The organism is Dielma fastidiosa, from assembly GCF_000313565.1.
Taxonomy (GTDB): domain Bacteria; phylum Bacillota_I; class Bacilli_A; order Erysipelotrichales; family Erysipelotrichaceae; genus Dielma; species Dielma fastidiosa.
The window spans coordinates 86,267-111,138 of record NZ_HE578933.1; the positions used below are offsets into that span (position 1 = coordinate 86,267).

Annotated in this window: 32 protein-coding genes; all 32 read right to left on the reverse strand. The window is 41.6% G+C overall.

All coding sequences use genetic code 11. The features are described from left to right. Positions 1–36: 36 nt before the first annotated feature. Entirely contained in the window at positions 37–669 is a 633-nt protein-coding gene (locus DAHG_RS20750) for an HD domain-containing protein (RefSeq protein WP_022939688.1), read from the reverse strand. Further along, the gene (gene scpB / locus DAHG_RS17700; protein ID WP_026881065.1) at positions 662–1,210 is read right to left on the reverse strand and encodes an SMC-Scp complex subunit ScpB; all 549 of its coding nucleotides are present in this window, start codon (positions 1,208–1,210) and stop codon (positions 662–664) included. The genes DAHG_RS20750 and scpB overlap by 8 nt, the downstream gene beginning before the upstream one ends. After that, positions 1,203–1,931 (reverse strand): segregation and condensation protein A, encoded by a 729-nt coding sequence (locus tag DAHG_RS17705; protein WP_022939690.1) that lies wholly within the window; start codon positions 1,929–1,931, stop codon positions 1,203–1,205. The genes scpB and DAHG_RS17705 overlap by 8 nt, the downstream gene beginning before the upstream one ends. Before the next feature lie 258 nt (positions 1,932–2,189). Further along, positions 2,190–3,779: an FAD-dependent oxidoreductase gene (locus tag DAHG_RS17710; RefSeq protein ID WP_022939691.1), complete on the reverse strand. Its 1,590-nt coding sequence runs from the start codon at positions 3,777–3,779 to the stop codon at positions 2,190–2,192. 106 nt (positions 3,780–3,885) lie between these two features. Beyond that, positions 3,886–5,166, reverse strand: a complete 1,281-nt coding sequence (locus DAHG_RS17715) for a GHKL domain-containing protein (RefSeq protein ID WP_022939692.1) — start codon at positions 5,164–5,166, stop codon at positions 3,886–3,888. Beyond that, entirely contained in the window at positions 5,163–5,876 is a 714-nt protein-coding gene (locus DAHG_RS17720; protein WP_022939693.1) for a LytR/AlgR family response regulator transcription factor, read from the reverse strand. Before DAHG_RS17720 ends, DAHG_RS17715 begins: the two co-directional genes overlap by 4 nt. A 143-nt stretch (positions 5,877–6,019) precedes the next feature. After that, positions 6,020–7,036 (reverse strand): GNAT family N-acetyltransferase, encoded by a 1,017-nt coding sequence (locus DAHG_RS21950; protein WP_022939694.1) that lies wholly within the window; start codon positions 7,034–7,036, stop codon positions 6,020–6,022. A gap of 69 nt (positions 7,037–7,105) precedes the next feature. Beyond that, positions 7,106–8,473, reverse strand: a complete 1,368-nt coding sequence (locus tag DAHG_RS20210; RefSeq protein WP_022939695.1) for a spore germination protein — start codon at positions 8,471–8,473, stop codon at positions 7,106–7,108. Then, positions 8,470–8,820, reverse strand: coding sequence for a stage V sporulation protein AE (gene spoVAE, locus DAHG_RS17735; RefSeq protein ID WP_022939696.1), 351 nt, complete (start codon positions 8,818–8,820; stop codon positions 8,470–8,472). The genes DAHG_RS20210 and spoVAE overlap by 4 nt, the downstream gene beginning before the upstream one ends. After that, the gene (gene spoVAD, locus DAHG_RS17740; protein ID WP_022939697.1) at positions 8,820–9,815 is read right to left on the reverse strand and encodes a stage V sporulation protein AD; all 996 of its coding nucleotides are present in this window, start codon (positions 9,813–9,815) and stop codon (positions 8,820–8,822) included. Before spoVAD ends, spoVAE begins: the two co-directional genes overlap by 1 nt. Next, on the reverse strand, positions 9,812–10,252 hold the full coding sequence (locus DAHG_RS17745; protein ID WP_022939698.1) for a SpoVA/SpoVAEb family sporulation membrane protein: 441 nt from the start codon (positions 10,250–10,252) through the stop codon (positions 9,812–9,814). The genes spoVAD and DAHG_RS17745 overlap by 4 nt, the downstream gene beginning before the upstream one ends. A 51-nt stretch (positions 10,253–10,303) precedes the next feature. Then, positions 10,304–11,056, reverse strand: a complete 753-nt coding sequence (locus DAHG_RS17750; protein WP_022939699.1) for a sigma-70 family RNA polymerase sigma factor — start codon at positions 11,054–11,056, stop codon at positions 10,304–10,306. Then, positions 11,013–11,450, reverse strand: coding sequence for an anti-sigma F factor (gene spoIIAB, locus DAHG_RS17755; RefSeq protein WP_022939700.1), 438 nt, complete (start codon positions 11,448–11,450; stop codon positions 11,013–11,015). Before spoIIAB ends, DAHG_RS17750 begins: the two co-directional genes overlap by 44 nt. Then, positions 11,443–11,763 carry an STAS domain-containing protein gene (locus DAHG_RS17760; RefSeq protein ID WP_022939701.1) on the reverse strand — a complete coding sequence of 107 codons (321 nt, stop codon included), beginning with the start codon at positions 11,761–11,763 and terminating at the stop codon, positions 11,443–11,445. Before DAHG_RS17760 ends, spoIIAB begins: the two co-directional genes overlap by 8 nt. 102 nt (positions 11,764–11,865) lie before the next feature. Next, complete coding sequence (locus tag DAHG_RS17765) at positions 11,866–13,026, reverse strand: D-alanyl-D-alanine carboxypeptidase family protein (protein WP_022939702.1); 1,161 nt, start codon at positions 13,024–13,026, stop codon at positions 11,866–11,868. A 74-nt stretch (positions 13,027–13,100) separates the two neighbouring features. Next, positions 13,101–14,399 (reverse strand): pyrimidine-nucleoside phosphorylase, encoded by a 1,299-nt coding sequence (locus DAHG_RS17770; protein ID WP_022939703.1) that lies wholly within the window; start codon positions 14,397–14,399, stop codon positions 13,101–13,103. Then, on the reverse strand, positions 14,387–14,875 hold the full coding sequence (locus DAHG_RS17775; RefSeq protein ID WP_022939704.1) for a dihydrofolate reductase: 489 nt from the start codon (positions 14,873–14,875) through the stop codon (positions 14,387–14,389). The genes DAHG_RS17770 and DAHG_RS17775 overlap by 13 nt, the downstream gene beginning before the upstream one ends. Further along, positions 14,872–15,744 carry a thymidylate synthase gene (locus DAHG_RS17780; protein WP_022939705.1) on the reverse strand — a complete coding sequence of 291 codons (873 nt, stop codon included), beginning with the start codon at positions 15,742–15,744 and terminating at the stop codon, positions 14,872–14,874. The genes DAHG_RS17775 and DAHG_RS17780 overlap by 4 nt, the downstream gene beginning before the upstream one ends. Then, positions 15,741–16,454, reverse strand: coding sequence for a pseudouridine synthase (locus tag DAHG_RS17785; RefSeq protein ID WP_022939706.1), 714 nt, complete (start codon positions 16,452–16,454; stop codon positions 15,741–15,743). The genes DAHG_RS17780 and DAHG_RS17785 overlap by 4 nt, the downstream gene beginning before the upstream one ends. A gap of 3 nt (positions 16,455–16,457) precedes the next feature. Further along, the gene (locus DAHG_RS17790) at positions 16,458–18,137 is read right to left on the reverse strand and encodes an oligosaccharide flippase family protein (protein WP_022939707.1); all 1,680 of its coding nucleotides are present in this window, start codon (positions 18,135–18,137) and stop codon (positions 16,458–16,460) included. A gap of 1 nt (position 18,138) precedes the next feature. After that, positions 18,139–18,819 carry a hypothetical protein gene (locus tag DAHG_RS17795; protein WP_022939708.1) on the reverse strand — a complete coding sequence of 227 codons (681 nt, stop codon included), beginning with the start codon at positions 18,817–18,819 and terminating at the stop codon, positions 18,139–18,141. Between the two features lie 91 nt (positions 18,820–18,910). Continuing rightward, entirely contained in the window at positions 18,911–19,066 is a 156-nt protein-coding gene (locus tag DAHG_RS21020) for a DUF1540 domain-containing protein (protein WP_022939709.1), read from the reverse strand. Between the two features lie 42 nt (positions 19,067–19,108). Then, entirely contained in the window at positions 19,109–19,279 is a 171-nt protein-coding gene (locus DAHG_RS17805; RefSeq protein WP_022939710.1) for a sporulation protein Cse60, read from the reverse strand. Between the two features lie 44 nt (positions 19,280–19,323). After that, positions 19,324–20,178, reverse strand: a complete 855-nt coding sequence (dapA, locus tag DAHG_RS17810; protein WP_022939711.1) for a 4-hydroxy-tetrahydrodipicolinate synthase — start codon at positions 20,176–20,178, stop codon at positions 19,324–19,326. Continuing rightward, positions 20,168–20,758, reverse strand: coding sequence for a dipicolinate synthase subunit B (locus tag DAHG_RS17815; protein WP_022939712.1), 591 nt, complete (start codon positions 20,756–20,758; stop codon positions 20,168–20,170). The genes dapA and DAHG_RS17815 overlap by 11 nt, the downstream gene beginning before the upstream one ends. After that, positions 20,748–21,518 carry a hypothetical protein gene (locus tag DAHG_RS17820; RefSeq protein ID WP_022939713.1) on the reverse strand — a complete coding sequence of 257 codons (771 nt, stop codon included), beginning with the start codon at positions 21,516–21,518 and terminating at the stop codon, positions 20,748–20,750. The genes DAHG_RS17815 and DAHG_RS17820 overlap by 11 nt, the downstream gene beginning before the upstream one ends. Positions 21,519–21,656: 138 nt before the next feature. Next, on the reverse strand, positions 21,657–22,151 hold the full coding sequence (greA, locus tag DAHG_RS17825; RefSeq protein ID WP_022939714.1) for a transcription elongation factor GreA: 495 nt from the start codon (positions 22,149–22,151) through the stop codon (positions 21,657–21,659). A 23-nt stretch (positions 22,152–22,174) separates the two neighbouring features. Further along, entirely contained in the window at positions 22,175–22,807 is a 633-nt protein-coding gene (udk, locus tag DAHG_RS17830) for a uridine kinase (RefSeq protein ID WP_022939715.1), read from the reverse strand. Between the two features lie 12 nt (positions 22,808–22,819). Beyond that, positions 22,820–23,878 carry an endolytic transglycosylase MltG gene (gene mltG, locus DAHG_RS17835; protein ID WP_022939716.1) on the reverse strand — a complete coding sequence of 353 codons (1,059 nt, stop codon included), beginning with the start codon at positions 23,876–23,878 and terminating at the stop codon, positions 22,820–22,822. Continuing rightward, entirely contained in the window at positions 23,865–24,116 is a 252-nt protein-coding gene (locus tag DAHG_RS17840) for a DUF1292 domain-containing protein (RefSeq protein ID WP_022939717.1), read from the reverse strand. The genes mltG and DAHG_RS17840 overlap by 14 nt, the downstream gene beginning before the upstream one ends. A gap of 37 nt (positions 24,117–24,153) precedes the next feature. Next, a complete protein-coding gene (gene ruvX / locus DAHG_RS17845; RefSeq protein WP_022939718.1) occupies positions 24,154–24,570 on the reverse strand; it encodes a Holliday junction resolvase RuvX in 417 nt (138 codons plus the stop codon). Continuing rightward, positions 24,567–24,830: an IreB family regulatory phosphoprotein gene (locus DAHG_RS17850; protein ID WP_022939719.1), complete on the reverse strand. Its 264-nt coding sequence runs from the start codon at positions 24,828–24,830 to the stop codon at positions 24,567–24,569. The genes ruvX and DAHG_RS17850 overlap by 4 nt, the downstream gene beginning before the upstream one ends. Between the last annotated feature and the right edge of the window lie 42 nt (positions 24,831–24,872).

Below are 24,872 nucleotides of genomic sequence, written 5' to 3' on the forward strand. Positions count from 1 at the left end.
CACATTTCAGACAAGAAAAAAATCAGCCGAAGCTGATTATTCAAAAACGGAAAGATCAATTTGTTCCAAAAGCTTTTCATTATAAGCTTTCAGCAATGTCAGCTGTTCTTTAAACAGCTCTTTAGCACACGCGCTGCCGCCCATGCCCTCATCAAGCATTCGATTCACATTCGCTAAGCGCCAGACAATCCTTTCCCGCAATGCCGGCATTGATTTGAACGCGCTCATTTCATACAAGAACGTCTCTGCAATCCGATAAGCACCCAGCCGGTCAATGTTGTCACAGTCACTCAAGGCATCCGCCTCACGGATATGCGGATAATCGCCCGGACATTGATCATCTACATGCATGGCAATACAATACAGAATATCATGCTGCTGCTTTTCACTTAAGGCTAAAGTTTTCAAAAAAGGCTGTACCAGCGCGGCGGATACCCGGCCATGGTCAATCTCTTTTTCAGCGTCAAATTTACCATAATCATGCAGCAGACATGCCAAAGGCAGCACCTCATCATCATAAGCTTCAGCCGCGCATAGCTTTAAACCGAGCTGATATACTCTCAGTGAATGCTCATACCGATAATTTAAATCAAGAATATCAAGCTGTTCAAAGGAATATAAATGTGTTTTTAAAAAGTCATGCGCTTTCCTTAAATTATCCTTATTCATTGAATAACTCCTCATCCATATTCTGTTCAATAACCGGCAGATCCGGCAATTCATTCAAACTCTTTAATTTAAAAGCATCCATGAATTCTTCAGTAACCTCATAAAGAAAAGGTCTGCCCGGTGCATCGGTACGCCCGCACTCTTTAATGAGTGAGCGAGCCAACAGCTTACGAATCATCATATCACAGCTGACGCCTCTGATTTCTTCAATCTCAACCCGCGTGATCGGCTGCTTATAAGCTATGATTGCCAAGGTTTCCATCGCTGCCTGAGATAAGGTTCCCATCTTAGTTGAAGAAAACAATTTCTCCGCATAAGGATGAATCTTTTCCTTAGAGATAAATTTATAACAGCCGCCAAAGCATACAAGCTCAATGCCATGCTGATCCTCAAGATAATCTTTCATCATTTCATCAAGCAGAAGCTGTGCCTCATTTTCACTGCATTCACAGCTTTCCTTCAGCTGTTCAATCGTCAATCCCTCATCGCCGCTTAAAAAGAGCAGTCCCTCGATGACTGGCTTTAATTCCATCTTATTCATCTCCTTTAATGATCCAGATCGTATCATCGTCATCAACAGCATAGTTAATCTCCCCATGCTTAATCAGATCTAATACTGACAAGAACGTTACAATCACCATATGCAGATCCGTACAATCCTCACATAATGTTTCAAAATTCATTTTACCGCTCCAAAACCGCAGACGATCCTGAATCTGTACGACACGCTCATCCAGTGATAATTCCTTAATCGTCATCCTTGTCTGCTGAGGACGCTGCAAAAATGAACGGCGGATGATTTTATTCATCGCCTTTACCAAATCATAAGGATTCCCCTGAAGCTCTTCTTCTCTAACTAAAGTGATCCATTGATTCGTCTCTTCACTCGGCGGTTTTGTATAAGACATCTGACGCTGATTATAATAATCCTCAAATGTCTGACAGACCTCTTTATAGCGCTGATATTCAAGCAGCCGCGCTACCAGCTTATCACGCTGATCCTCTTCAAACTCCTCTTCAATCAATACCTTTTCACGAGGCAGCAGCTTTTTGCTTTTATATTCTATCAAGCCTGCCAGCTCGGATAAATACTCACTGGCTATCTCAAGATGGTAGGCTTCCATCGCATTCAGATAAGTCAGATATTGTTCCGTTAATATATCCATATCCAAATCAAAAAGATCCAATTTATTTTCCTTGATCAGATGCAGCATCAAATCAAGAGGTCCCTCAAAGGAATGGGTCGTTACTTCAAATGCCATGGAATCACCTCTAGGGGTAATTATAACAAAAATCACTTCTGAAATAAAGAAGTTCCAATTAAAACTCACCCCTTTAATCAGACAGGGTCTGCATCAATTAATGAATACGATCGATTACTCTCTTTTTAAATACTGCTAAATCTAAAGTTCAAAAACACTCGTTTTTTACTTATATCAGCTGTCAGACAAGAAAAGGAACTGCCAAACAAAGCAGTTCCTTAAAAAACAAATATGAATCTTCTATATTTAAAACATTAATTATTTGGCCTGTGCAGCATTCTGACCTGCTGCTTTCCCATAATAGACAACAATGGATAAGCAATCACCGCTTTGATGAGCAGCGCCTTCAAAACCGCTTGTAACATCACCGGCTGCATACAAACCAGGTATCCAACTGCCATCTTCTTTTAATACATGTGTCTCATTATCGATGACTAAGCCGCCATAGGTCAAATGATAAGCCATTTCCATTTTAGCAATTAAGTAAGGTCCTTCGTTTACTTCTCCATTAAAATCTTCTCTGCCAAATTCTTCATCTTTCCCATTTTGAACTGCTTGATTGAATTGTGTCACTGTCTCAATAAATACATCGCTATCCAATCCTGCTGCTTGTGCTGCTTCTTCTAATGAATCACCAAAAAAGAGAAATCCGTTATCCTTCTTTTCTTCCAAGAAATCCTCATCAGCAGCATTGATTGCCTCAATCATCTTACTATCGCCCACATAATAAGCTAGTCCGTTTGGTTGATTGTTTATCAAAGCACTCAGTGTTCCTTTTGATTCATCACCAAAACGTTTTGCTTCTTGATTAACAACCAGCTGCTGTTTACCTGTGATTATCCCTGATTGAGAGAGTGTGCAGCCGCCCTGATACCCTTTTAATACCGTCATCATAAATTGCATATCACGCAATTCAGCACCTAAACGCTGTGCCATAACAATACCATCACCTTGATTTGATGCAAAATTATTGCTCGCGTTATTAGCCGTCAATCCTGTACCGATTCTTTGATATTCAGCACACATTTCTGTATTTCCTGAAAAAGATCCAGTTGCTAAAACAACACCCTTTTCTGCACGATATTCAACTTCATTTCCTTCTTTATTCAAAGCGATGACACCAACAACTTTGCCATCCTCTTCAATTAATTCAATAGCTCGTGTTTCTAAAATGATTTCCACTTCAGCTTTATTAGCAAGATTTTTCAATGCATTGGCAAGTCCGACACCACCATCTACCGGATTATTCGCATGCACATTATAAAACGTATCTTTAATTTCCATACCGCCGCTTTGCAGCCATGTGAAAATTTCCCAATTGTTTTCCAGTGCTTCTTTCACTAATTCATAATCTTGACTTACTTCATTACCATCTAAATCCATTCCTTTACCTTTAATATAGTGATCGACAATCATCCTCTCAACACTATCAAAACGTCCTTTTTGATCTGATGCCAAATATTGTGTAACTTGTTGTTTCAATATCGTCAATGAAGGTGCCCATTCGTTAAAATCTTCTTCTTGATAATCTAAATACTTATATAAGTCCTCATCATTTCTTTCAGCAGCCGCATTCATTTCTTCATTAAGCATTGCCATGTGACCGCCGGAAGTCATTGCCGCACCACCAGTAAAACCAGCTGCCTCTATAATAATGACACTCGCACCGCTTTCAGCTGCACCTGCAGCAGCTGCCAAACCTGCGCCGCCGCCGCCAACAACAATCACATCAGCGCTGGTTTTTGCCACTGGTTCGTCAAGGATTTCGGTTGTTTGTTCGGCTGAACTACAGCCTGCCAGTGCTAAGCATAATATACTTGTCAGTATTAAATTAAAAAATCGTTTCATCTTGTCCCTCCTGCATAAGAACATCCAGTTCTTTGTTCTTACACTTTATCAAGCTATGATTTTACTGACAAGGTCTTAATGATAACTGGGCAGTTTCAAGCTTTAGTTAGTCATTGCTTGGACTTGGAATCATCCATGTAACTACAAAACGTTGATCCTCTTCTTTTAAAGTTAATGTACCTTGATGCTTTTTCAATACAGCTTGTACATTTTTTAATCCATACCGATGATTCGCAGCATCTTTCTTACTCGTTTGTAATTGATTCTCGTTTATAATTGGGTGATCATGAAATGTATTTTGGATACGCACAACCAAACACCCATTTACCCAACCGCCAGCAATCTCAATAAAACGTTGATTAATTTCACACTTCTCTGCCGCTTCAATTGCATTATCCAAGCAATTGACAAAAAGTGTGCATATTTCCATTGATGAAAGAAAATCCGAATTATCAAATCGAATACCCATTTTGAATATAATCTTTTTTTCATCACAGCATTTACTTTTCTGATTCAAAATCACATTTAAAATCGGATTACCAGTGTCTGGTATCATCATGGCCATTTCCGCAGACTCTTTTAACTGATTGACATACTCATGCACTTGTTCAATTTCTGACAGTTGATTTAAAACAGATAAATGATTTTTCATATCATGATGCAGTGCCTTAAGCTGTTCATCTTTTTCTCTTTCAATTAAAAACAATTGATATTGTAAATAAAGCTGATTCTCAGCACGTTTAGATTCTGCTTGTAACAGGACTGACTTAAAGTAACTCTCAGTAGATGCAAGAACAGCCAAGGTTGATACAGCAAAAAAAACAGCCAATAAAAAGAAAAGAAAGCTTTGCGATTGAGACAAAGCAACCGTATTCAACAATAAGCTATACATCACTAGATTGGCTAGAAAACAACTTAATGCAGGAAGAATACTAATCAGTAACTCTGGTATTGGAATCGTTCTGTCCTCTTCAATGCGAATGATTTTCTGCTTGTAGAAAACAACAGAGAGAATCCGTGCAATGCCGGATATCAATACAAGTAAATTACGGTTTTGTATTCCTAAAAGCCAAAACAAGAGTTGAAAACAACTATACCAAGTTCCCATTAAAGCTGTACAAAAAACACTTAGAAACAAAGCATAGTTCAGATTAATTTTAAGAAATAATAAAGCCCAGCAAAAGTAAAATAAAATAAATTTACCATAGCGAAAAACAGGCTCCAGCAATGAATTATTTGAAGTGGGATAATAAAACACTAAATAAACGCAAAATAATATAATAAAACAGATATTTCTTTTATATTTTATTGGCAATGAACGTGTCAAATATACAAAACTAAATGAAAATACAAAAGCCTGAAATAACCAAACCCACCAATCAATCATAGGAAATTACCTCCTAAAAAATCAGTGTATACTTGTTTAAATTGCTTCTTTCTATTTTTACTGAGAGCTATTACCGTGCCATTGTTTAAAACGATATCATTTAATTGAACTTTTTTCACTGCTTTTAAGGCAACTAAAAAAGCATTATGACATCTAAAAAAACCTTCTTCCCGCAGAACCGTTTCTATTTTTTCCATTGTTGAATAGCATTCGATTTTTTCATCTTCAGTGTGAATCATAACATGTCCTTTTTCAGTTTCAACATAATAAATCGTATCAATACGGACACGTATGGTTTCAAAACGAGTTTTAACTGCAAGATAAGCATTTTGTTGATGCCAAATCTGGTCTAATGCCTTTGTCACTGTTTGATTAAATTCAGCTTGGTTTATTGGCTTAATCAAATAACGAAAAGCCTGTACTTCATAACCCTGCAATGCATATTGAATATAATTAGTCACAAATAAAATCATTACTTGCGTATTTACTTGCCGTATCTGTCTAGCTAATTCTATTCCGTTTATTTCCGGCATTTCTACATCCAGAAAAATCATATCTATGTTTTTAATATCATGTTTTAATAGTTCTATACCATTTTGAAACAATATTACATTAAGCTGCATATTTTTTTCTTTCGCATAGCAATGTAAATAGTCTTTTAAAGCTGCTAATACTTTAACATCATCATCACAAATTGCGATTCTTATCATCACTGACCCCTGCCTTCTATTTTATATTTTAACATAGAACAAGGTATCATTCGTATTCAATGTAAATTAAAAGCTGCATCAAATTATTTTAAACTTTACTTACACTCACAGTATGGATCGTGATGATGGATTCATTTGTGAGCTTAAATTAATTGCATATACAACAGCGGATAGGGATTCCCCTGCTCATCACACTCGCTGCGCTTATAAGTTTGAAATCCCATGTGTTCATAGAAACCGACAGCCTGAGGGTTTTGTTCATTCACTGTCAATTCATTTACTGCATAGTGATCAATGCCAAACTGAAGTAGTCTTTTGCCGATGCCTTTGCCGCGCTCTTCATTTAAAATAAACAGCATTTCAAGCCGCTTTTCCGCAATCCCCATAAAAGCGATGGGAGTATTACAATCATTCATCATCACGATGAGATGCGGCACGGAAAGCAGCGCCTGAGGAACATATTCTTTAATTTTTGATATTTCAGCAGCTGATAAAAATAAGTGAGTTGCTGACACTGAGTTTTCCCAAACAGCCATAAGCTGTTCAATTAATAAGTCACTGCGATCCATAATTTCTACGATTTTCATTTTGTCTCCTTTTTCATTATTCATAGCCGCTTCTTTAGCTAATCGGGTATAGTTAGATACAAAACTGGTTTTTGCCAAGGTATACCCATCACGGTCAAATTCATACAGCTTCCATAATTTCAGCTTTAATTGCTCATACTCTTTCGCAATCTCAAAATGTTTATTCAGATAATCACGAAAATATATTTCATCATGATCATTGTTAAGTCTTAAATGAATATGAAAGACTCTTTCCGCAAAGCCACGCTCTGTATACCCTTTATTTAATGAAATGCGATTTTCTGTCTCTGACATACAAATATAGCCATTCTTTATCAGCAATGTTTTAATCTGTTTCAGGTCAGACGGTTCAGCCGCTTCAATCAAGATATCGATGATCGGCTTAGCCCATATCCCTTTAATTGCCGTAGAGCCGATATGATTGATTCTTAAGGACAAATCAGGTAAAAGCATGCACAAAAACTGCCTTTCCTCTTCATACCATGTCTGCCAGCATGGCTGATAAGCGCTCAGTGAGATTGGAAATAAGTGCCACAATTCTTCTAGGTTCATATCGGATAGTTGTTTAGTCATAAATACCTCCGTCTAATCATAAGTATTTCCATTATATCCGATGAAAAGGAAAAAAGCGAAATTATTCAATCATTTCGCTTTCATCTGATCATTTTGTTTTTTAGTTGAGTGGATCAATGAGCCAAACAGCAGACGGCGCATCTCCTTGAAGGAAAAAGGAATCAAGGGATAAAGATAAGGATACTTAATTGTATCCGTCGATAACAGCAATAGAAAATGTGCGATAATACCGATACAGAAACCGGGTATCTTAAAGAACAATGTCATTAAATTCAAACAGATACGGGAAAATTTATTTGCCAGTGAGATTTCATAACCGGGGGTTAGAAAGTTACCGAGGTTGCTGATGGCAATCATAATCAGTATTTCTTTGGTATATGCTCCGAATTCAATCCCAAAATCACCAAGCACAAAGACGACAAGAAAGCCCATGATGCCGGAAAGCATATTGGGAGCATGAATCAGTGACTGGCGAATCCATTCAACGACCAGCTCAGCAAATAGTATCTGGAAGCCAAATTCAAACGGATGAACGCCCTGTACCGGCAGATTCAGCATCGTTGGATTCTCGCTGACCCGCAGGGCAATCCACAAGGGCATCAGGTAGATTGATAAGAAGATGCCGATATAGCGTGACAGCCGGGTACAGAATGCCAGCAGCGGTGTCTGGGTGTATTCCTCTGCCTGCTGGATCTGTTCAAAGAAAGTGGTTGGCAGCAGAATAGCGGAAGGTATCGTATCTACCAATACGACTAAGCTTCCCTGCAGCAGATGCAAGGCGCATAGATCAGGGCGTTCAGTATAACGGACATGAGGATAAGGATTCAATGTTTTGCCATAAAGCGCTTCTACCAGATTGCGGTCATTGTAGATTTCAACCTGACTGTTTGCCTGCAGGCGATGCTTAAAATCATCAAGCACATCCTGATCAACGATCCCGCGCATATAGACAAGGGCTAAATCTGTTTTAGTCAGCTTGCCTTCCTTATCCAGCTCCACCACCAGCCGTTCATCACGGATACGGCGGCGGATCAAGCCAACATTCTGAATGATATTCTCTACAAAGGCATCATTCGAACCGCGGATGCTTTTTTCATTTTCCGGTGCATGCACTGAACGGGTCGGATAACCGCGGGTTTCAACGCTGTAATAAGCCGGATCATGATCGAGAAGCACAACGCATTGGCCGCTTAAGATCTGAGTAATTGCTGCCTGTTCATCCAAAAGAGCACTGACGGAACCATTAAAAAAGGTTAAAGGGTCCTCCTTAGGACTTTGTGTAAAGCCTTGAATCAAAGCATTAACAGCGCTTTGAGCGGACAGACTCGATAAAAAAATCATACTGATTGTACGGCCGTGCAGCTCATAGGTGGTAAAGGATACATCAAAGGACGCGGAAAGCTTTTGTCTGATGGATGCCAGACGTACTTCGTTCATGATTTAGGTTTGAAGAGGACTGCGACAATAAAAGCCATGAAGATTGCGAAGGCAATACCGGCGCTGCATTTATCAAATACACCGGTAATCAGTCCCAGCCAGCCATCCTCCATCGCACCGGCAAAGGAACCATGAGCCAAAGAATGACCAAAGCTGGTAATCGGCAGTGAGGCTCCGACACTTGCCCAATCAACAAGCTTATCATAAATATTAAAGCTTTCCAAAAACGCTCCCAGCACAACAAATAACGAGGTTATGTGACCGGGTGTCAGCTTGGTATTATCATAGATCAGCTGACCGGCAAGACAGAGTGTGCCGCACGTTAAAAACGCATAGATGTAAACCATTAAGCATCCTTCCTTTCAAAACAGATCGCATGAGCGACACAAGGGATCGCTTCCTTCTGCGCTAAAATTACCGGTGTCAGCAAAGCGCCGGTCGCAATCAATAGAATACGCTTCATCCGCTTACTCTGCAGCAGTTCAAACAGCTTACTAACCGTTACAACCATTGAACAGGCACAGCCTGAGCCGCCGCAGAAAATCGGCTGATTGTTGACATCATAGATCATTAAGCCACAGTCATTCAGCTTATTATCAAGCTGAAAACGCTGTTTCAGACACAAGTCGCTCAGCATCGCATAACCAAGCTTCGATAAGTCACCGGTTACAACAAGATCATAATCATCAAAAGTACGATTCATATCCTTAAAATGAGTCATCAGCGTATCATAGGCAGCAGGCACCATGGCACGGCCCATATCATTGGCATCGCTGAAATTCCAATCGATCACCTGACCAATCGTAAAAGCAGTCACCGCGATTGCTGCTGGCTTGCTGCCTAACACCACTGCCCCGGCACCGGTAACCGTCGAAGTTGTCGTTTCCTTTTTCTGTGTGCCATATTCATTGGGATAACGAAACTGCCTTTCCGCCGTTGCTGTATGTGATGAAGTAAATGCCAGCACATGCTTCATTTGTAAATGCTCAACAGCAATTGCCGCGTGTCCCATCGCTAAAGCTGAGGTGGAACAAGCCCCGTATAAGCTGACAAAAGGAACCTTGAGATCCTTTGCAAAATAATTGGAAGACGCGCATTGATTGATTAAATCACCGCCGTATGCCAATGCAATGTCATGGGTTGTCAGTTTACCCTTTTTTAAAGTATCGCTGACAGCTTCTTTAATCAGACGCCGTTCAGCTTTTTCAAAGGTTGATTCCTCACAATAGTTATCACTAAAAGCATTCGTGAAATATTCGCCCAATGGACCTGCCTTCTCCAGTGGGCCTACCGCGCAGCCGCTGCTTTGCACATAAACATTTTTAAATTGCAGCGTTGTCATAATAAACTCACCCCATAGCGGATCGCGCTGAATACAATGGCTGCCACAATGCCATAAGTCAGCACCGAGCCGGCAAGCTTAAACATATTCGAACCGATGCCCATGATCAAACCTTCACTCTTACTCTCCAATGCCTCAGAAGCCAATGAATTGGCAAACCCGCTGATTGGAATAAATAACCCCGCGCCTACCCATTGCGCCAGGTTATCATAAATACCTAAGCCAGTACATAAAGCAGTAATCAAGATGACGGCTAACACAACCACTGTTACCGATTCATCAGCCTTCATCTGAAATTGTTCAACTAAAAAATTTGCCGCAAACTGACCAATAACGGCAAGCAAGCCGCCAAACACAAATGCCAGCAGCGCATTGCGAAGCTTATGCCGCTTTGGCTCATGACGTTCAGCAACCTTTTTTAAATGGATTTCGTTCATAAAAAAACCTCCTTGTCCATAGTATGTGCAGACAAGGAGATGCTTAAACAATTAATCACTGACAAAACGTTCTTTCAGCTGCTTCAAAATTTTCTTCTCCAAACGGGAGACCTGTACCTGAGATATATTCAGCTTTCTGGCAATTTCATCCTGCTTCAGACCGCATTCATAGCGATAATGAATCAACAGCTGATCCCGGGCATCCAAAGCCTTAATTTCTTTCTGCATCGCACAGCGCAGTGTGATATCACTCACCTCACGATCCGATATCTTATCCTCAAGATACAATGAATTGCCATCTTTTTCATAGATTGGCTCATCTAAGGAATAGATAAACTGATTCGCGTCAAAAGCCAGCAATACATCACTGACATCATAGCCGCTGGCAGCAGCAATCTCACTGTACGTCGGTTCCCGGTTCAATTTCTGAAACAATTCATCCTTGACCTTCACCATGACCAGAAAGCCTTCTTTCAGTGAGCGTGAGATGCGCATGGAACCGTCATCTCTAAAAAAACGTTTGATTTCACCAAAGATGATCGGCACCGCATAAGTAGAAAACTGAACATTCATTGAGAGATCAAAATTATTCAGCGCCTTCATCAATCCCACACAGCCGATTTGAAAAAGATCCTCACGGCTGATTTTCTTAGAAACAAAACGCTGAATACATGAATAGACCAAACCCTGATTCTTTTCCACAAAGGCTTCCTTGGCCGCCTCATTGCCCTCATGAGCCGCTTTGATCAGCGCTTCATTATCAAGCGTTGTCAGCGGATTTGTGGAGCTGTTTCTGGATAACAACGGTCGTACCTTCTTTCGGTGTCGATATAACATCAAAGGAATCTGAGAATGTATCCATGATTGTCATTCCCATACCCGAGCGTTCAAGTTCACTCTTGCTTGTATACAAAGGCTGCAGACACTGATCAATATCATTGATACCGCACCCCTTATCAGTAACGATAATCGTCACCAATGAATTTACCTCATAGCCGATTTCCAGCTTTACGATTCCCTCCCGGCTGCCTTCATAGCCATGGATGATCGCGTTGGTAACTGCCTCCGCGACAATTGTTTTAATTTCCATCACCTCATCAACACTTGGATTGAGCGGCATCAGGAAAGCAATTGCCGATGTTCTCGCAAAAGCTTCATTTTCAATTCTGCTTTTAAAAGTCAAACACATCTTATTCATAGTTTCCCTCATTTCTTTCTTCACGGATCAGCTGGAAGATACCGGACATAGCAAATAAAGCACGGTTGTTTTTGGAAAGATTAGCAACACTCATGGCTATCCCCAGTTTTTGACATTGCTTATAACGGGCCAATAAAAATCCGATGCCGGTGCTGTCTACAAAAGTGACATCCCTGAAGTCAAAGCACAGGGCAGCTGGTTTCTCCTTCTCAATAAGCTTTATGCATTCATCCTTAAGCTGAGTGATTGCATAGTTATCTAATTCTTCGCTGAAATAAATGATCAGTCGATTGTTTTTTAGTTCTGTTCGCATAAGACCTTCCTTTCGTTTTTTATCTTATCACAGCTTTTAAAATGAAAGTTGATTTACGACAAACACTCCTAAGCTTCGACAAAAAAAACAAGCACCGCGTCCTTACGCAAGTACTTGTTTCCATAGATTTAAAAACAGATCAAAATAAGATACTTTTTCCATCGGTACATTTACGCCCAAATCAACCGTAAGCGTCGTTTGATTATCCAGCGTGATCACCAGCTCAGCAATTTTTTCATCAACGGCATACGGCAGTTCATTTTTAGTAAGCACTACCTTTTGTTCTGTAATCTGCGGTTCTTCCCCTATTTTAAAGACAATCGGCACCTCATTTAAAGTAACCAGCTCAGCCGTTTCCGGCTTTGCCAAATCGATGTTAAGCGCGTCGATCACACTGCCCTTTTCATAGATTATTTTCTGATCAAACATCGCAAAGCCATAGTCCAGCAGCTGCTTGGTTTCCGCATTTCTTACCTGACTGCTAGGCTCCTTCATCACCACGCTGATCAGTCGAAGATTGTCGCGTTTTGCGGTAACCGTGATACAGCTCATCGCTTCCTGGGTAAAACCGGTTTTTAAGCCGTCGACACCCTCCATCTGCTTGATCAGCTTGTTGGTATTCACAAGCCAGAACGGCTTTTCGCTGTCTTCACGGATATACGTATCATAAGTTGAAGTAATGGCCAGCAGCTGATCACCGCCGGTTTGAATCAGCACTTGGGCAATCCGGGCCATATCCTTGGCACAGGAATAATGCTCGGGATCATGGAGTCCGGTCGTATTCACGAAATGGGTATTTTCCAAACCGATTTCCTTTCCTTTATCATTCATTTTCTTCACAAAATTCTCTACACTGCCGCCCAGCTTTTCTGCCATCGCCACCATTGCGTCATTGGCTGATGCGATACAGATTGATTTAATCATATCCTCAACCTTCATTACCTCATTCACTTCTAAAAATATCTGTGAGCCGCCCATAGAAGCCGCCGTTTCACTGACGGTAACCGTATCCTCCATGCTTAAACTGCCATTATTCAACGCTTCAAAAATCAGGATCAGCCCCATCATTTTAGTCATGGAAGCCGGAAACAGTTTTTCGGTTTCATTCTTTTTAAAAACTACCTGGCCTGTAGAATATTCCATCACATAAGCGCTCTGTGCCTGATTTGCTAAAGCCGGCTGTTCCTGTTCTTCCTCAGCCTTAATTGGACTCAGCGTTAAGGTCAGCATGCAGATCAGGATAGCTATCCAACCCTTTTTCATTGATTCACCTCAATGCATTCTATGGACTCAAAGGCAGAAATATGCAAAAAAGCCTGAGAACCCTCAGACTTGTTTTATAAAACCTTTACAATTAACGGCATTTTCTCACAGACAGTATCAGAAACCACAAAGCATTCATGGAAATGATTGATCCATTCATCGCTTAATGGCGCATTGATATGAACATAAGCAAGCACATCACCGTCATGAATCGCATCGCCGGCTTTTTTATTTAATACGATACCGACAGCCGGATCAATCGTATCTTCCTTAACCGCTCTTCCCGCGCCGATCTGCATTGCTAATGTGCCTAATTCCAGCGCTTTAAGCTCACGAATCCAACCGTTTTTATGCGTTTTTATTTCAACGACGGTTTTTGACGTTGGCAATAATTCAGGATGCTTGATCTGTTCGACATCACCGCCCTGAGCCGCTACCAGCTCCATCAGCTTGGCTAATGCACTGCCATCCTCAATGCTCTTTTTCAGCATGACCATGGCCGCTTCCTCATTTTCCGCAATTTTAGCCTGTACCAGCATGATACTGCCGGCCTGCAGACATAACTCAGTAAAATCAGCCGGGCCTTCGTTCTTTAATGTAGCGATTGCCTCTTTAACCTCAAGCGCATTACCAATCGCATTACCCAATGGCTGATTCATGTTAGAAATCATCGCTCTTGTATCACGGCCTAAATGTTTGCCAATCGTAATCATCGTTGCTGCCAGCTCTTCCGCGTCCTCAACACTCTGCATAAAGGCGCCTTCACCAAATTTCACATCCAGCAGGATGGCGTCTGAACCCGCCGCCAGCTTTTTCGACATGATGCTTGACGCAATTAAAGGAATCGAATTAACGGTAGCTGTTACATCACGCAGCGCATAAAGCTTCTTATCCGCAGGCACCAGACTCTTAGTCTGACCGATTAAGGCAATGCCGATATCATTCACCTGCTTCACAAAAGCATCTTCATCAAGAAAAACATTAAAGCCTTTTATAGATTCTACTTTATCCAGTGTACCGCCGGTATGGCCTAAGCCGCGGCCTGACATTTTAGCGACCTTAGCACCGCAGGCAGCCACCATCGGCGTTAAGGAAAGACTCGTTTTGTCACCGACACCGCCGGTAGAATGCTTATCTACCTTAATACCCTGAATCGATGACAAATCAATGATATCACCGCTGTGCAGCATCGCATTGCACAGATCCGCAATCTCTTCACCATCCATTCCTTGAAAATAAATGGCCATGCACAGCGCGCTGACCTGATAATCAGGAATGCGCTCAGCTACATACTCACTGATCCAAAAATTAATTTCTTCACGGCTTAATCGTCCGCCGTCGCGTTTCTTTTCAATGATATCTACAAATCGCATCGTGTTCCCTCTTTTCTTCGATAATGAATCAACAGAAAACCATCAAACTGTTCCTTGCTTACAACGATAAATTCATTCACATCATAGGCTGGAAAATAAGTATCGCCGGCATAATCACCAGGCACTAATGAAATCCACATCTCATCCACATAAGGCAGCGCCGCTTGATAGATTTTAGCGCCGCCGCAGATCATCAGCAATTCGTCGCATTGCTGGTATTTTTTTAATAACCCCTTAAAGTCATTGATAACATGAACATGCTCAGCCTCATAATGCAGCGGCTGGTGCGTAATAACATAAGTTGTACGCTGCGGCAGCGGCTTTTTTAATGCCTCAAAGGTTGTCCGGCCCATCACGATATACTGATGCAGCGTCTTTTCCTTAAACTGCTTCAAATCTTCTTTTAACTGCCATGGCATCCAGCCATCCTTGCCGATGCACAGCTTTTCATCATGAGCTACAATCAGCGAAATCATACGCTCACCTTCGCTTTGATAGCCGGATATGGATCATATCCCTCAATTTTGAAATCCTCATATTTAAAATCATAGATACTCTTCACATCCGGATTGATGATCAGCTTCGGCAAAGCTCTAGGTTCTCTTGCCAGCTGCGTTTCCACCTGATCAAAATGATCGAGATAAATATGTACATCACCAAAGGTATGGATAAATTCCTTAGCTTCATAGCCGCACACTGAAGCGATCATATGCGTCAGCAAGGAATAAGAAGCAATATTAAACGGTACACCCAAAAATACATCCGCACTGCGCTGATACAGCTGACAGGAGAGATATTTCTTATCTGCCGATACATAGAACTGCATGAAGGCATGACATGGCGGCAAAGCCATATCCTTGATTTGCGCAGGATTCCACGCGCTGATGATATGACGTCTTGAGAAAGGATTTTCCTTTAGATCATGAATTAGATTTTCCAATTGATCAACCCCAAAAAAGTCACGCCATTGATGACCATAAACCGGTCCCAGCTCACCCCATTGCTTAGCAAAATCATCCTCAGTTTTAATCCGCTCAATAAATTCTTCCAAGCTCTCATTTTGATAAGCGGATGACTGAGTGTATTTCTCATAAGGCCATTCATTCCAGATCTTAACATTTTTTAATACTAATGGCTGAATGTTGGTAGAACCGCTGATAAACCAAAGCAATTCTTCCGCAATTCCCTTAAAGAAGACTTTCTTAGTGGTCAGCAATGGAAATCCCTCACGCAGATCAATCCGCATTTGATAACCAAAGCAAGACTTTGTGCCAGTACCGGTACGATCCTGACGCAGCTCGCCATTCTCCATAATGTGTCTGCATAAATCTAAATATTGTTTCATAAATCTGCCTCCCTGTTCTTTAACGCATGTATTTCTGCTTCACTCAGCGGCCGGTATTCACCGCAAGCCAGTGATTCATCAAGCTTTAAGCTGCCCATCTGCAGCCGCTTTAAATAAACGACCTCATTGCCAACAGCATGCATCATCCGTTTGATCTGATGAAATTTCCCCTCATGAATCGTCAGTTCCATCTCATCATCGCTGATTTGCCGCACCGCTGCCGGTTCACAGCATTCCTCTTCATTAATCTGAATGCCTGCTTCCAAAGCCTCAATAGCGGCCTGTGTAATCGCTTTTGCCACCTTTACATAATAAATCTTATCCACATGCTTCTTAGGCGCTAAAAGCTCATGCGCCAACGCACCGTCATTAGTAATCAATAACAGTCCTTCAGTATCGATATCAAGCCGGCCGACCGGAAAGGCATCCATCGGTATATACTGATCGAAGCAATCCATGACCGTCGCCTGTTTTTCATCAAAGGTCGCGCTGATCACCCCCGCTGGCTTATTCAGCATCATATAAATATATTTCTCATAGCTCACCGCTTCATCATCCAGCAGTACAACATCGTTTGTCTCATCAATTTTCAAATCATCATTACGCACCAGCTGACCATTTACCTTGATCCGCTTGCTGCGAATCAGCTGCTTAACCTCCTTGCGCGTACCTAAACCCGCATGGGCTAAAAATTTATCTAATCGCATCATGAGCTACCCTCTTCGCACTAATCGTTTCATCATCTTATTAATATCAATCTTAAAAATTGTCTGCGGCAGCTGCAGGAATGCCGTAATTGCCAAATAAGCACCGACACTCAGCAGTCCCTGAATACCCAATATGAGCACACACAGCAGACGGCCATGACCAACAGCATTAAAGCCGATAAAATTAAATACCAGACATAACAGCGCCATGCCGCCAACACCAAGCATCATCAGCACCATCTTGCGGATCGTATATTTCCACTGCACCTTGTAATTGCGTTTCAGGAAATAAGCATCTAACAAGATAATCGTCAGCATTGAAAGCAGATTGGAAATTGAAGCCCCCTGCATACCAAAGAAATGAATGCACGGAATTTCAAAAACCAACTTTACAGCCGCGCCGATAATCAAATTGATAAAGTTCTGTTTACGCAGTCCTACCGCCATCAGCAAGGAAGTAAAAATAGGTGTCAGCGTACCAAAAAGCGCGTCAATCGTATGCCATTTCAGCAATACACCGCCTAATTCAAGCGAAGATGTAATCAGCATCACATTGCCGGCACCCGGATAAGTTACCAAGCTCTCGCCATAAAGCAGATACATAATCGGTCTTGAAAAGAACAAGAGACAAAATGAAAGCGGGATCGCCAGATATAATACTGAATCAACACAGTCATACACATGTCTGCGCAGTTCCTTCCACTTGCGGTCAATGACTGATACCGTAATATAAGGAATTATCGAAATCGAAAAACCCGGAGCAAGAATCTGCGGGATCGATGTTACCTTATTCACCTGTACCGAAATAATTGAACCAAAGATATAGTTGCAAAGATCAGCCGCAACCCCGGTTGCCTCTAATGCCTTCGTATAAAACAGCCAGTCAATCATATTATTTGAAAAGCCGACAATAGCGACTAAAAGATAAGGAATCGCGATACGCACTAATTCCTTAAACAGCAGCTTATGATCATCCACCGAATAAACTTCCTGTTCATTCGCAAGCCGTTTAATTTCCGGCATATTTTTTTTATCAAATATAAAGATATGCACCAACGCGCAGATGGCTGCTACGCTAGTCGAAAATACAGCAAAATATACCGCCCAGATGCGATCCTGTTTAAATACATAAACCGCTATTGCACCCGCCCCCAGCAAAAACATGACCCTTGAGAGCTGTTCCAACACCTGTGAAAATGCATAGATTTCCATTTCCTTCAAGCCTTGGTAAAAGCCTCTGAAGGCACTTAAAACCGGCACAAAAAAGAGGGCAAAGGAAATCAGCACAATCACATTGCGGGTGATCTGCAGCGATTCCGGACTTGAATTAACACCCAAAACGATTGAGGCCAGCGGGGTCGCAAATAAAATTAAAAAAGACATGCCGATAAAGCCCAAAGCGACCATCAGTCCCTGCGCAATCCGCTTGATTACCAGCGTTGTACGATAATCACCAATGTTTGAATACTTGGCAACCAGTGTTGCGATGGCATAGGGGATACCGGCAATTGAGACATTGAGAATATACGAATAAATCTCATACGCAAAGCCGTAATACTGCATATTATCCGCGCCGGCAATCGCATTGAGTGGAATTACATAAAGCAGCCCCAGCAGCTTTGAAATAAAGATACCGGCTGAGCTGATCAGCCCGCCGATAATAATTGATTGCTTCTTATTTTTCATTCTAATAACTCTCGCCCTCTACCCATTCACCATATTCATTATAATAACCATCCTCATAATAGTCATCCTCTGAATAATCCTCGGTATCGTCGCCTTCACCATTCTCATCATTATTTTCATCATTTGCCGGCGTTTCATCCGTACCGACTTCATTGAGTACCTTACCCTCTGCAGGAGCCGCTACATCCGCTGCGTATTCCGCATCGAGATTAAAGAAGATACGTGTTTCATTCAAGCCTGAATAATCACGGTAGACGACAAAAACATTGAGTGTAAACTGCGGTACATCAGAAACCCCATTGCATGCCAAAGCCGCATAAAAACCACGCTGCGCATTGCTTTGAAAAGGAATCAGATTAAACTGCTCCTCATCAATGACACCAATTGACGGAAATATATTCTCTGATCCAACCTTAGAAACATCGATAACCATCATTTCAACATTATACATTGCCTGTTTAGGATTACTGATTGTCACTTCATAAACATACTGTCCCTTGCTGTCCTTCGTAACTGAAAGATCATAATCAAAAGGAATCTCGCTGGAAACCGTAGAATTATTATTAATAATCGCTTCTACATAGCCGATATATTTAGTATTCGTATCGGAAGCCGCATTATTCGATTTAGCGCATCCGCCTATAAGACACAGACAGAATAAAAGGGTTATGATTTTATGCATAAACTCACCTCACAAATTAGTATAACATAAAATTAATTGAATTCATATTTAATAATAAAAAGGCCGGATCACTTTTGACCCAGCCTTTTCATTAGCCTCTGCGCTTAAATGAATCGCATTCTGTCTGCTGACAGCAATCCGCTTTGCCGCATTGACAGCCAACGGTAATTTCATGAGCACAGCAGCACTGATGTTCATTAAAAATACAGTTATCAACCCGGCAGTTGATGTTTGTTTTCTTTTCCATGGTCATTTCCTCCCAAACTTAGTCTAGCCCTCACGGACAAAACTATTCGTAGAGAATCAGGGCAGAAAAACAAAAGATCTGTTCATCTTCACCCTCAAAAGCCGCGGTTGCAAAGCGGATATCCAAAATCTTAGGCTGCTTGCTTTCAATAAATTCGTTGATTGCATCACTGAGATCATCCTCATGCTGTTCATCAAAAACCTTTACCTTCATCTTATCACCCATTGAAGTTTAACATGAAGCCTTTAATTATTTTGTCATTTAAAGTAGGTATCCAGCTGAGCGCATGTCTTTTCAGAAATCGTACTCATGGGCAGCCGCAGAATATTTTTGCATAACCCCATCTTTGAATATAAATATTTAACACAGGAAGGATTGCTTTCAAGGAAAAACAAACGAGCGATCAGCTTAAAAAAGATGTCTTTGCCGGTGCAGTCTTCCCCCTGCTCATACGCCTCAAAAAAAGCAATTAATTCGGGGGTATACAAATGACCGATCACACTGACAACGCCGCTCATGCCGGCAATCATCCCTTCGAGCAGATAACCGTCCTCACCGCTGTAAACATTAAAATCATCGAGTTCCGCAAGGATTTCACTGACCATCTGAAGATTATGATCCGCTTGTTTTAAGGCAACGATATTCTTAAAATCTTTAGCCAGACGGATTACCGTCGCACTTTCCAGCGCTACTCCGCAGCGGCCCGGCACATTATAAAGCATGATATTTTTGCGCGCGTTTTCCGCTAAGACCGCAAAATGCTCATACAAGCCGTATTGTGACGGTTTATTATAATATGGAACCACAATGAGATAGCCGTCAAAGTCAAGCTGTTCACTTAATTTAATCAACCGGACTGAATCGCAGGTAGCATTGCTGCCGGCGCCAAACCATACCTCACAGCGCTTATTCACCTGATTAATGACAAATTCAAGGAAATCCAGCTTTTCATTTTCTGAAAGAGTTGGTGATTCCCCGGTCGTTCCGCATACCATCAATCCGCTGACACCCTCGCTGATCAGCTTTTCAATGATCCGTTCAGCACTTTCATAATCAATTGCATTGGCTTCTGTAAACGGGGTTATCATCGCCACATAACATTTACTTTTCATAGAACACCACCTGTCTGAGGATTGGCTGAAGCTGTCTGCCCATTAAAGCATCCTCGCATGTCTGCGCGATCAAAGACCAATCTGCCACTAAGCTGTTAGGCTTTTTCATGGGATCATCCTGTGCAAACGGTACAAAATATATATTTTTCAGCGCCAGCAAACTAAAAATATTACGGCCTGAGATTCCTAATGCATCGTTGGTTGCGATACCGCAGATGATCGGTTTCTGATTGCGCAGCATTGCCTTAGCCGCTAAGGCAACCGGACAGTCATAAGCACCATTTACCAGCTTAGCAACACTGTTGGCACTCATCGGTGCGATTACCATACAATCAAAATATTTCCGCGGACCAACCTTCTCCGCTTCCACAATATCCTTGATCAATGGCTGATTCGTGATGTGTTCACAATCATTTTGAAAATCAATCGCGTTATAAAACCGCGTTGAACAAGCTGCCACATTCTTGGTTAAAACGACCTGTACTTCATTGTCTGCCGCCAAATCTCTCAGAACCTGAATGATCGCCTGATGATTACAAAATGAACCTGTAATACCAAATAATATCTTTCTATTCTCCATGCTCCATCTCCTTCATCACACATTCGGCAAGTATCCGGCCAGCGCTTTTTGAGGCGATCAAGGCCGGCAGCACACCAGCGTTAATCACATGACCGCCTTTTGAGGTTATACGGCTCTCCGGCATACGGTAGGCTGATACAATATTCAAAATCAACGGTGCTTTCGGCCAATGATTTACCAAATTCTCATCGACCCAATTAGTTAATGAGGTATTGATAACTATATCGCTGACCGGCAGCTGCTTCCATGTGCTCACCGACATAAAATCACTTGTTTCATGATCCACCTTTCGGCGAATGACCCGCACTTTTACATCCAATGCCTTCAGCAAATTGTAAATTTCTTTACCGCTGTGACCAAAGCCCAGCAAATCAACCTTACATTCACTCAATCCAACTGTTGTGTTATCCAGCAGCAAAAACAGCACACCTTCGGCCGTCAGCCGTGAATTAGCGCTGAGAAACAGATCATCATCGGATAAGTTCACACATTTAAAAGGCAGCTGATTGATTTCTTCATTCACCGTAGCCGTGAAGATGATGCAATCCTTACGGCAGTGATGCCAAAAATCATCCGGCAGATTCACCCATGCATTCTGCAGCTTAACCTGATTAGAACGTATACCGCTCATCGGCAGCAGCAAATAATCAAATATCGGTAAGGCATCATTGACATTATTAATTAAATAAGTCGATGTGGATGTACTTAAGTACCGCTGTGCTTCAAGCATCCGCTGATCAGAATTAAAAATTCCTATCACTTTATCATCCTTTCATGCCTATACTATGTAGAAAAAGAAAAAAGGCACAAGAAAATGCAAAATATCACTTTCTGTGCCGAACAAGAAAAAAAGCGTAATTCCAATTGGATCTACGCTTATCTATATGATTTTGTTTGATTATCCGATCAATTCCAAAATCTTAACATCATAAGGTTCTTCAACCTGATTCACCGTTACAACATCGCCGACCTTGCTGTCGATGATTGCTGCCGCAAGCGGGGTGATATTTGATAATTTACCCTGCAAAGGATCTGATTCTACTGAACCGACGATCGTATAAGTCTCTTCTTCATTGGATTCCAAATCCAAGATTTTTACTGTTGAACCCAGCTTTACCGTCTTGCTGTTTTTCTTCCGGCTGGCAGCCTCATCATCAATGATTTCAACATTTGCCAGCATTGCTTCCAAATCACGAATACGTGCTTCAACACGTGCCTGACGGTCACGAGCCGCATCATAGTCCGCATTTTCACTCAAGTCACCCTGTGCGCGCGCTTCCTGTAATTCACGGATTACATCCTGTCGAACTACATGAATTAAATTTTCCTGTTCCTGCAATAACTCATTATAACCTTCTTTGGTTACAAGTACCTTCTTATCTTCTGAAGCCATTTTATCACTCCTTAACTCGGCTATTATAGCATATTTTCCTGTATTATACTACTGATTTTTGTCGTCAGCAGATCGATTGCCACCTGATTGTGACCGCCCTCCGGAATTATGATATCCGCATATTTTCGGCTCGGTTCAATAAAAGTATTATGCATTACTTTTACGGTTGTCGTATACTGTTCAATCACTGAATCAATCGTTCTGCCGCGTTTTTTCACATCACGGATCAAACGCCGGATAAAGCGGATATCATCATCCGTATCCACAAAGATCCTGATATCACAAAGATCACGCAGCTGCTCATCCTCAAGAATAAACAAGCCCTCAATCACAATTACATCGCTTGGCTCTATATGTTCAGTCTCCTCACTGCGGGTATGAACAACAAAATCATAAACCGGCTTTTCAATAGCGACACCCGCCATCAGCTGTTTCAGCTGGGCTACAAATAAATCATTATCAAAAGCAAATGGATGATCGTAATTCGTTTTTACACGTTCCTCCATCGTCTTATTTTTCTGATCCTTATAGTAATCATCCTGACGGATAATAACTACTGAATTGGTATTTTCATATCTTTCCTTTAAGCGCCGGGAAATCGATGACTTCCCAGAAGCACTGCCGCCGGCAATACCGATAATTACTGATTTTTTCACTGCTGTCACCTCTTAGTAATTGAGATACTGTTCAATATTCGCTAGATGCTCTTCATAAGTAGTTGCATAATAAACTGTTTTATCACCATAAACATCGGCAATAAAATACATGTAATCGGAAGGTGTCGGATTCAATACCGCTTCAATGGCATCGATACCTGGATTACATACCGGTCCAATCGGCAGGCCATCGATCATATATGTATTATATGGACTTTCTACCTCATAATTCTGTTCACAGTCCAGCCAGCTGTCATACTCATAGAGGGCATAACAAACCGTCACGCTTGACTGCAGACGATAGCCGTCACGCAGACGGTTTTCAAAGATACCGGCAATCAGTTTCATATCATCCGGATGCCCCGATTCAAACTGCACGACCGATGCCAAGGTTATCAAGTCATGGAAGCTCATTTCACTGCCTTCCAGCTGACCCTTAAACATCTGATAATTGCGGTCAAACTCATCAAGGAAACGCATCGTCACATCCCGGGCATTAGTCTCACGGTAAAAGAAATAGGTTTCCGGATAAAGGTATCCTTCCAGTGCTACTGTCAGCTCTGGATTTTTTATGCTTTCATCTAAAAATTCATACTTTGCGATCATCTCATCCAAAAAGGCTTCATCATTCCAAAGCGCCATCAGCTCCTCGGCGCTTACATTTGTATTCTCAGCCACTGTTTCAGCGATATCCTTAGCCCAATAGCCTTCAGGAATCGTGATCAATACCTGATTGCTCATCGCCGCATTTGGATCATTTAAGACCGTCAGTATTTCCTCAGGTGTCCATGATTTATCAAGTGTATAAGTACCCGCCTTAAAATCACTCAGGCCCTTCTGCTTCATCACCAGCTTCGCAACAAGTTCATTTTTAATGATATAGTTATCCTTTAGATTTTTAAGAATCTGATCCGCGTTTTCACCTTCACTGATCTCAAATTCAATAGGATTTTCTACATGACTTACCGGTTCAAGCCCTGAGCGGTAATACATAAAACCACCCAAGCCGACAAGGATTGCCAGTAATAGAACAAAGGCAAGAACAAGACCCTTTTTATTAAGCTTCTTCATCTTCGCCAAAAGCGCCAAGCACTTCTTCTACCATTGCCCATTCCTCATCCGTTTCAATCGGCAGCAGATTGCCCTCATCATCATAGCAGGAAGCGAAGACTTCACCGCTTTCATCCTTAGGGTCACAGAACACAACATACTTCTTTCCGCGGCCTTCATCATCAAAGGTAAAAAGAATCTCCATCTCTACTTCTTTGCCATTTTCATCAGTAATAAATAAACTGTTTGATTCCAACATACTTTTTCCTCCATTAATAAGAAAGGGCAATCAGCCCTTAACTTTTACTATCAAGATAACCTTGCAGAATCTGCACCGACGCCATTTGATCAATGACCTGCTTGCGCTTTTTACGCGATACATCTGCCGCAATCAAAATGCGTTCCGCCGCAACGGTGGTCAGCCGCTCATCCCATAATACGACTTTTAAGCCCTGAGCTTCAAGCTTTTCCTTAAAAGCAATTGAAACCTCACCGCGGATGCCTATATCGCCATTCATATGCTTTGGCAGTCCGAGAACTACCGTTTCAATCTGAAATTCATCGATATACTTCTGAAGCAATACCAGGCACTGATCATAATCATCATCCTGAAAACGCAGTGTTTCTACCGGCCGGGCAATCATCCCCATAACATCGCTGACACTTACCCCGCAGGTGCGGCTGCCAAGATCCAGTCCTAAGATCCGCTTCATTGCTTAAGATCTTCCAGATATGTACGCACCATCTCTTCGATGATCTCGTAACGCTCAACGCTCTGGATGATTGAGCGGGCATTGTTATGACTGGAAATATATGCCGGATCATTAGAAATCAAATAACCGGCTAATTGATTGACAGAATTATAACCTCTTTCTTTTAATGCCTCATCGACGATTCTTAAAATATGACGAATGTTGTCACGTCTTAGATCATCGGATTTAAAGGCCATCGTTTCAGTAACATCTTTTTTCATAGGAGTACCTCCTTTTCATTTATTTTACCTTAATTTATATTA

Coding starts and splice junctions, on each gene's coding strand:
- DAHG_RS20750 (WP_022939688.1), bottom strand. CDS start 669: ATGAATAAGGATAATTTAAGGAAAGCGCATGACTTTTTAAAAACACAT.
- scpB (WP_026881065.1), bottom strand. CDS start 1,210: ATGAATAAGATGGAATTAAAGCCAGTCATCGAGGGACTGCTCTTTTTA.
- DAHG_RS17705 (WP_022939690.1), bottom strand. CDS start 1,931: ATGGCATTTGAAGTAACGACCCATTCCTTTGAGGGACCTCTTGATTTG.
- DAHG_RS17710 (WP_022939691.1), bottom strand. CDS start 3,779: ATGAAACGATTTTTTAATTTAATACTGACAAGTATATTATGCTTAGCA.
- DAHG_RS17715 (WP_022939692.1), bottom strand. CDS start 5,166: ATGATTGATTGGTGGGTTTGGTTATTTCAGGCTTTTGTATTTTCATTT.
- DAHG_RS17720 (WP_022939693.1), bottom strand. CDS start 5,876: ATGATAAGAATCGCAATTTGTGATGATGATGTTAAAGTATTAGCAGCT.
- DAHG_RS21950 (WP_022939694.1), bottom strand. CDS start 7,036: ATGACTAAACAACTATCCGATATGAACCTAGAAGAATTGTGGCACTTA.
- DAHG_RS20210 (WP_022939695.1), bottom strand. CDS start 8,473: ATGAACGAAGTACGTCTGGCATCCATCAGACAAAAGCTTTCCGCGTCC.
- spoVAE (WP_022939696.1), bottom strand. CDS start 8,820: ATGGTTTACATCTATGCGTTTTTAACGTGCGGCACACTCTGTCTTGCC.
- spoVAD (WP_022939697.1), bottom strand. CDS start 9,815: ATGACAACGCTGCAATTTAAAAATGTTTATGTGCAAAGCAGCGGCTGC.
- DAHG_RS17745 (WP_022939698.1), bottom strand. CDS start 10,252: ATGAACGAAATCCATTTAAAAAAGGTTGCTGAACGTCATGAGCCAAAG.
- spoIIAB (WP_022939700.1), bottom strand. CDS start 11,450: ATGAATAAGATGTGTTTGACTTTTAAAAGCAGAATTGAAAATGAAGCT.
- DAHG_RS17760 (WP_022939701.1), bottom strand. CDS start 11,763: ATGCGAACAGAACTAAAAAACAATCGACTGATCATTTATTTCAGCGAA.
- DAHG_RS17765 (WP_022939702.1), bottom strand. CDS start 13,026: ATGAAAAAGGGTTGGATAGCTATCCTGATCTGCATGCTGACCTTAACG.
- DAHG_RS17770 (WP_022939703.1), bottom strand. CDS start 14,399: ATGCGATTTGTAGATATCATTGAAAAGAAACGCGACGGCGGACGATTA.
- DAHG_RS17775 (WP_022939704.1), bottom strand. CDS start 14,875: ATGATTTCGCTGATTGTAGCTCATGATGAAAAGCTGTGCATCGGCAAG.
- DAHG_RS17780 (WP_022939705.1), bottom strand. CDS start 15,744: ATGAAACAATATTTAGATTTATGCAGACACATTATGGAGAATGGCGAG.
- DAHG_RS17785 (WP_022939706.1), bottom strand. CDS start 16,454: ATGATGCGATTAGATAAATTTTTAGCCCATGCGGGTTTAGGTACGCGC.
- DAHG_RS17790 (WP_022939707.1), bottom strand. CDS start 18,137: ATGAAAAATAAGAAGCAATCAATTATTATCGGCGGGCTGATCAGCTCA.
- DAHG_RS17795 (WP_022939708.1), bottom strand. CDS start 18,819: ATGCATAAAATCATAACCCTTTTATTCTGTCTGTGTCTTATAGGCGGA.
- DAHG_RS21020 (WP_022939709.1), bottom strand. CDS start 19,066: ATGGAAAAGAAAACAAACATCAACTGCCGGGTTGATAACTGTATTTTT.
- DAHG_RS17805 (WP_022939710.1), bottom strand. CDS start 19,279: ATGAAGGTAAAGGTTTTTGATGAACAGCATGAGGATGATCTCAGTGAT.
- dapA (WP_022939711.1), bottom strand. CDS start 20,178: ATGAAAAGTAAATGTTATGTGGCGATGATAACCCCGTTTACAGAAGCC.
- DAHG_RS17815 (WP_022939712.1), bottom strand. CDS start 20,758: ATGGAGAATAGAAAGATATTATTTGGTATTACAGGTTCATTTTGTAAT.
- greA (WP_022939714.1), bottom strand. CDS start 22,151: ATGGCTTCAGAAGATAAGAAGGTACTTGTAACCAAAGAAGGTTATAAT.
- mltG (WP_022939716.1), bottom strand. CDS start 23,878: ATGAAGAAGCTTAATAAAAAGGGTCTTGTTCTTGCCTTTGTTCTATTA.
- DAHG_RS17840 (WP_022939717.1), bottom strand. CDS start 24,116: ATGTTGGAATCAAACAGTTTATTTATTACTGATGAAAATGGCAAAGAA.
- ruvX (WP_022939718.1), bottom strand. CDS start 24,570: ATGAAGCGGATCTTAGGACTGGATCTTGGCAGCCGCACCTGCGGGGTA.
- DAHG_RS17850 (WP_022939719.1), bottom strand. CDS start 24,830: ATGAAAAAAGATGTTACTGAAACGATGGCCTTTAAATCCGATGATCTA.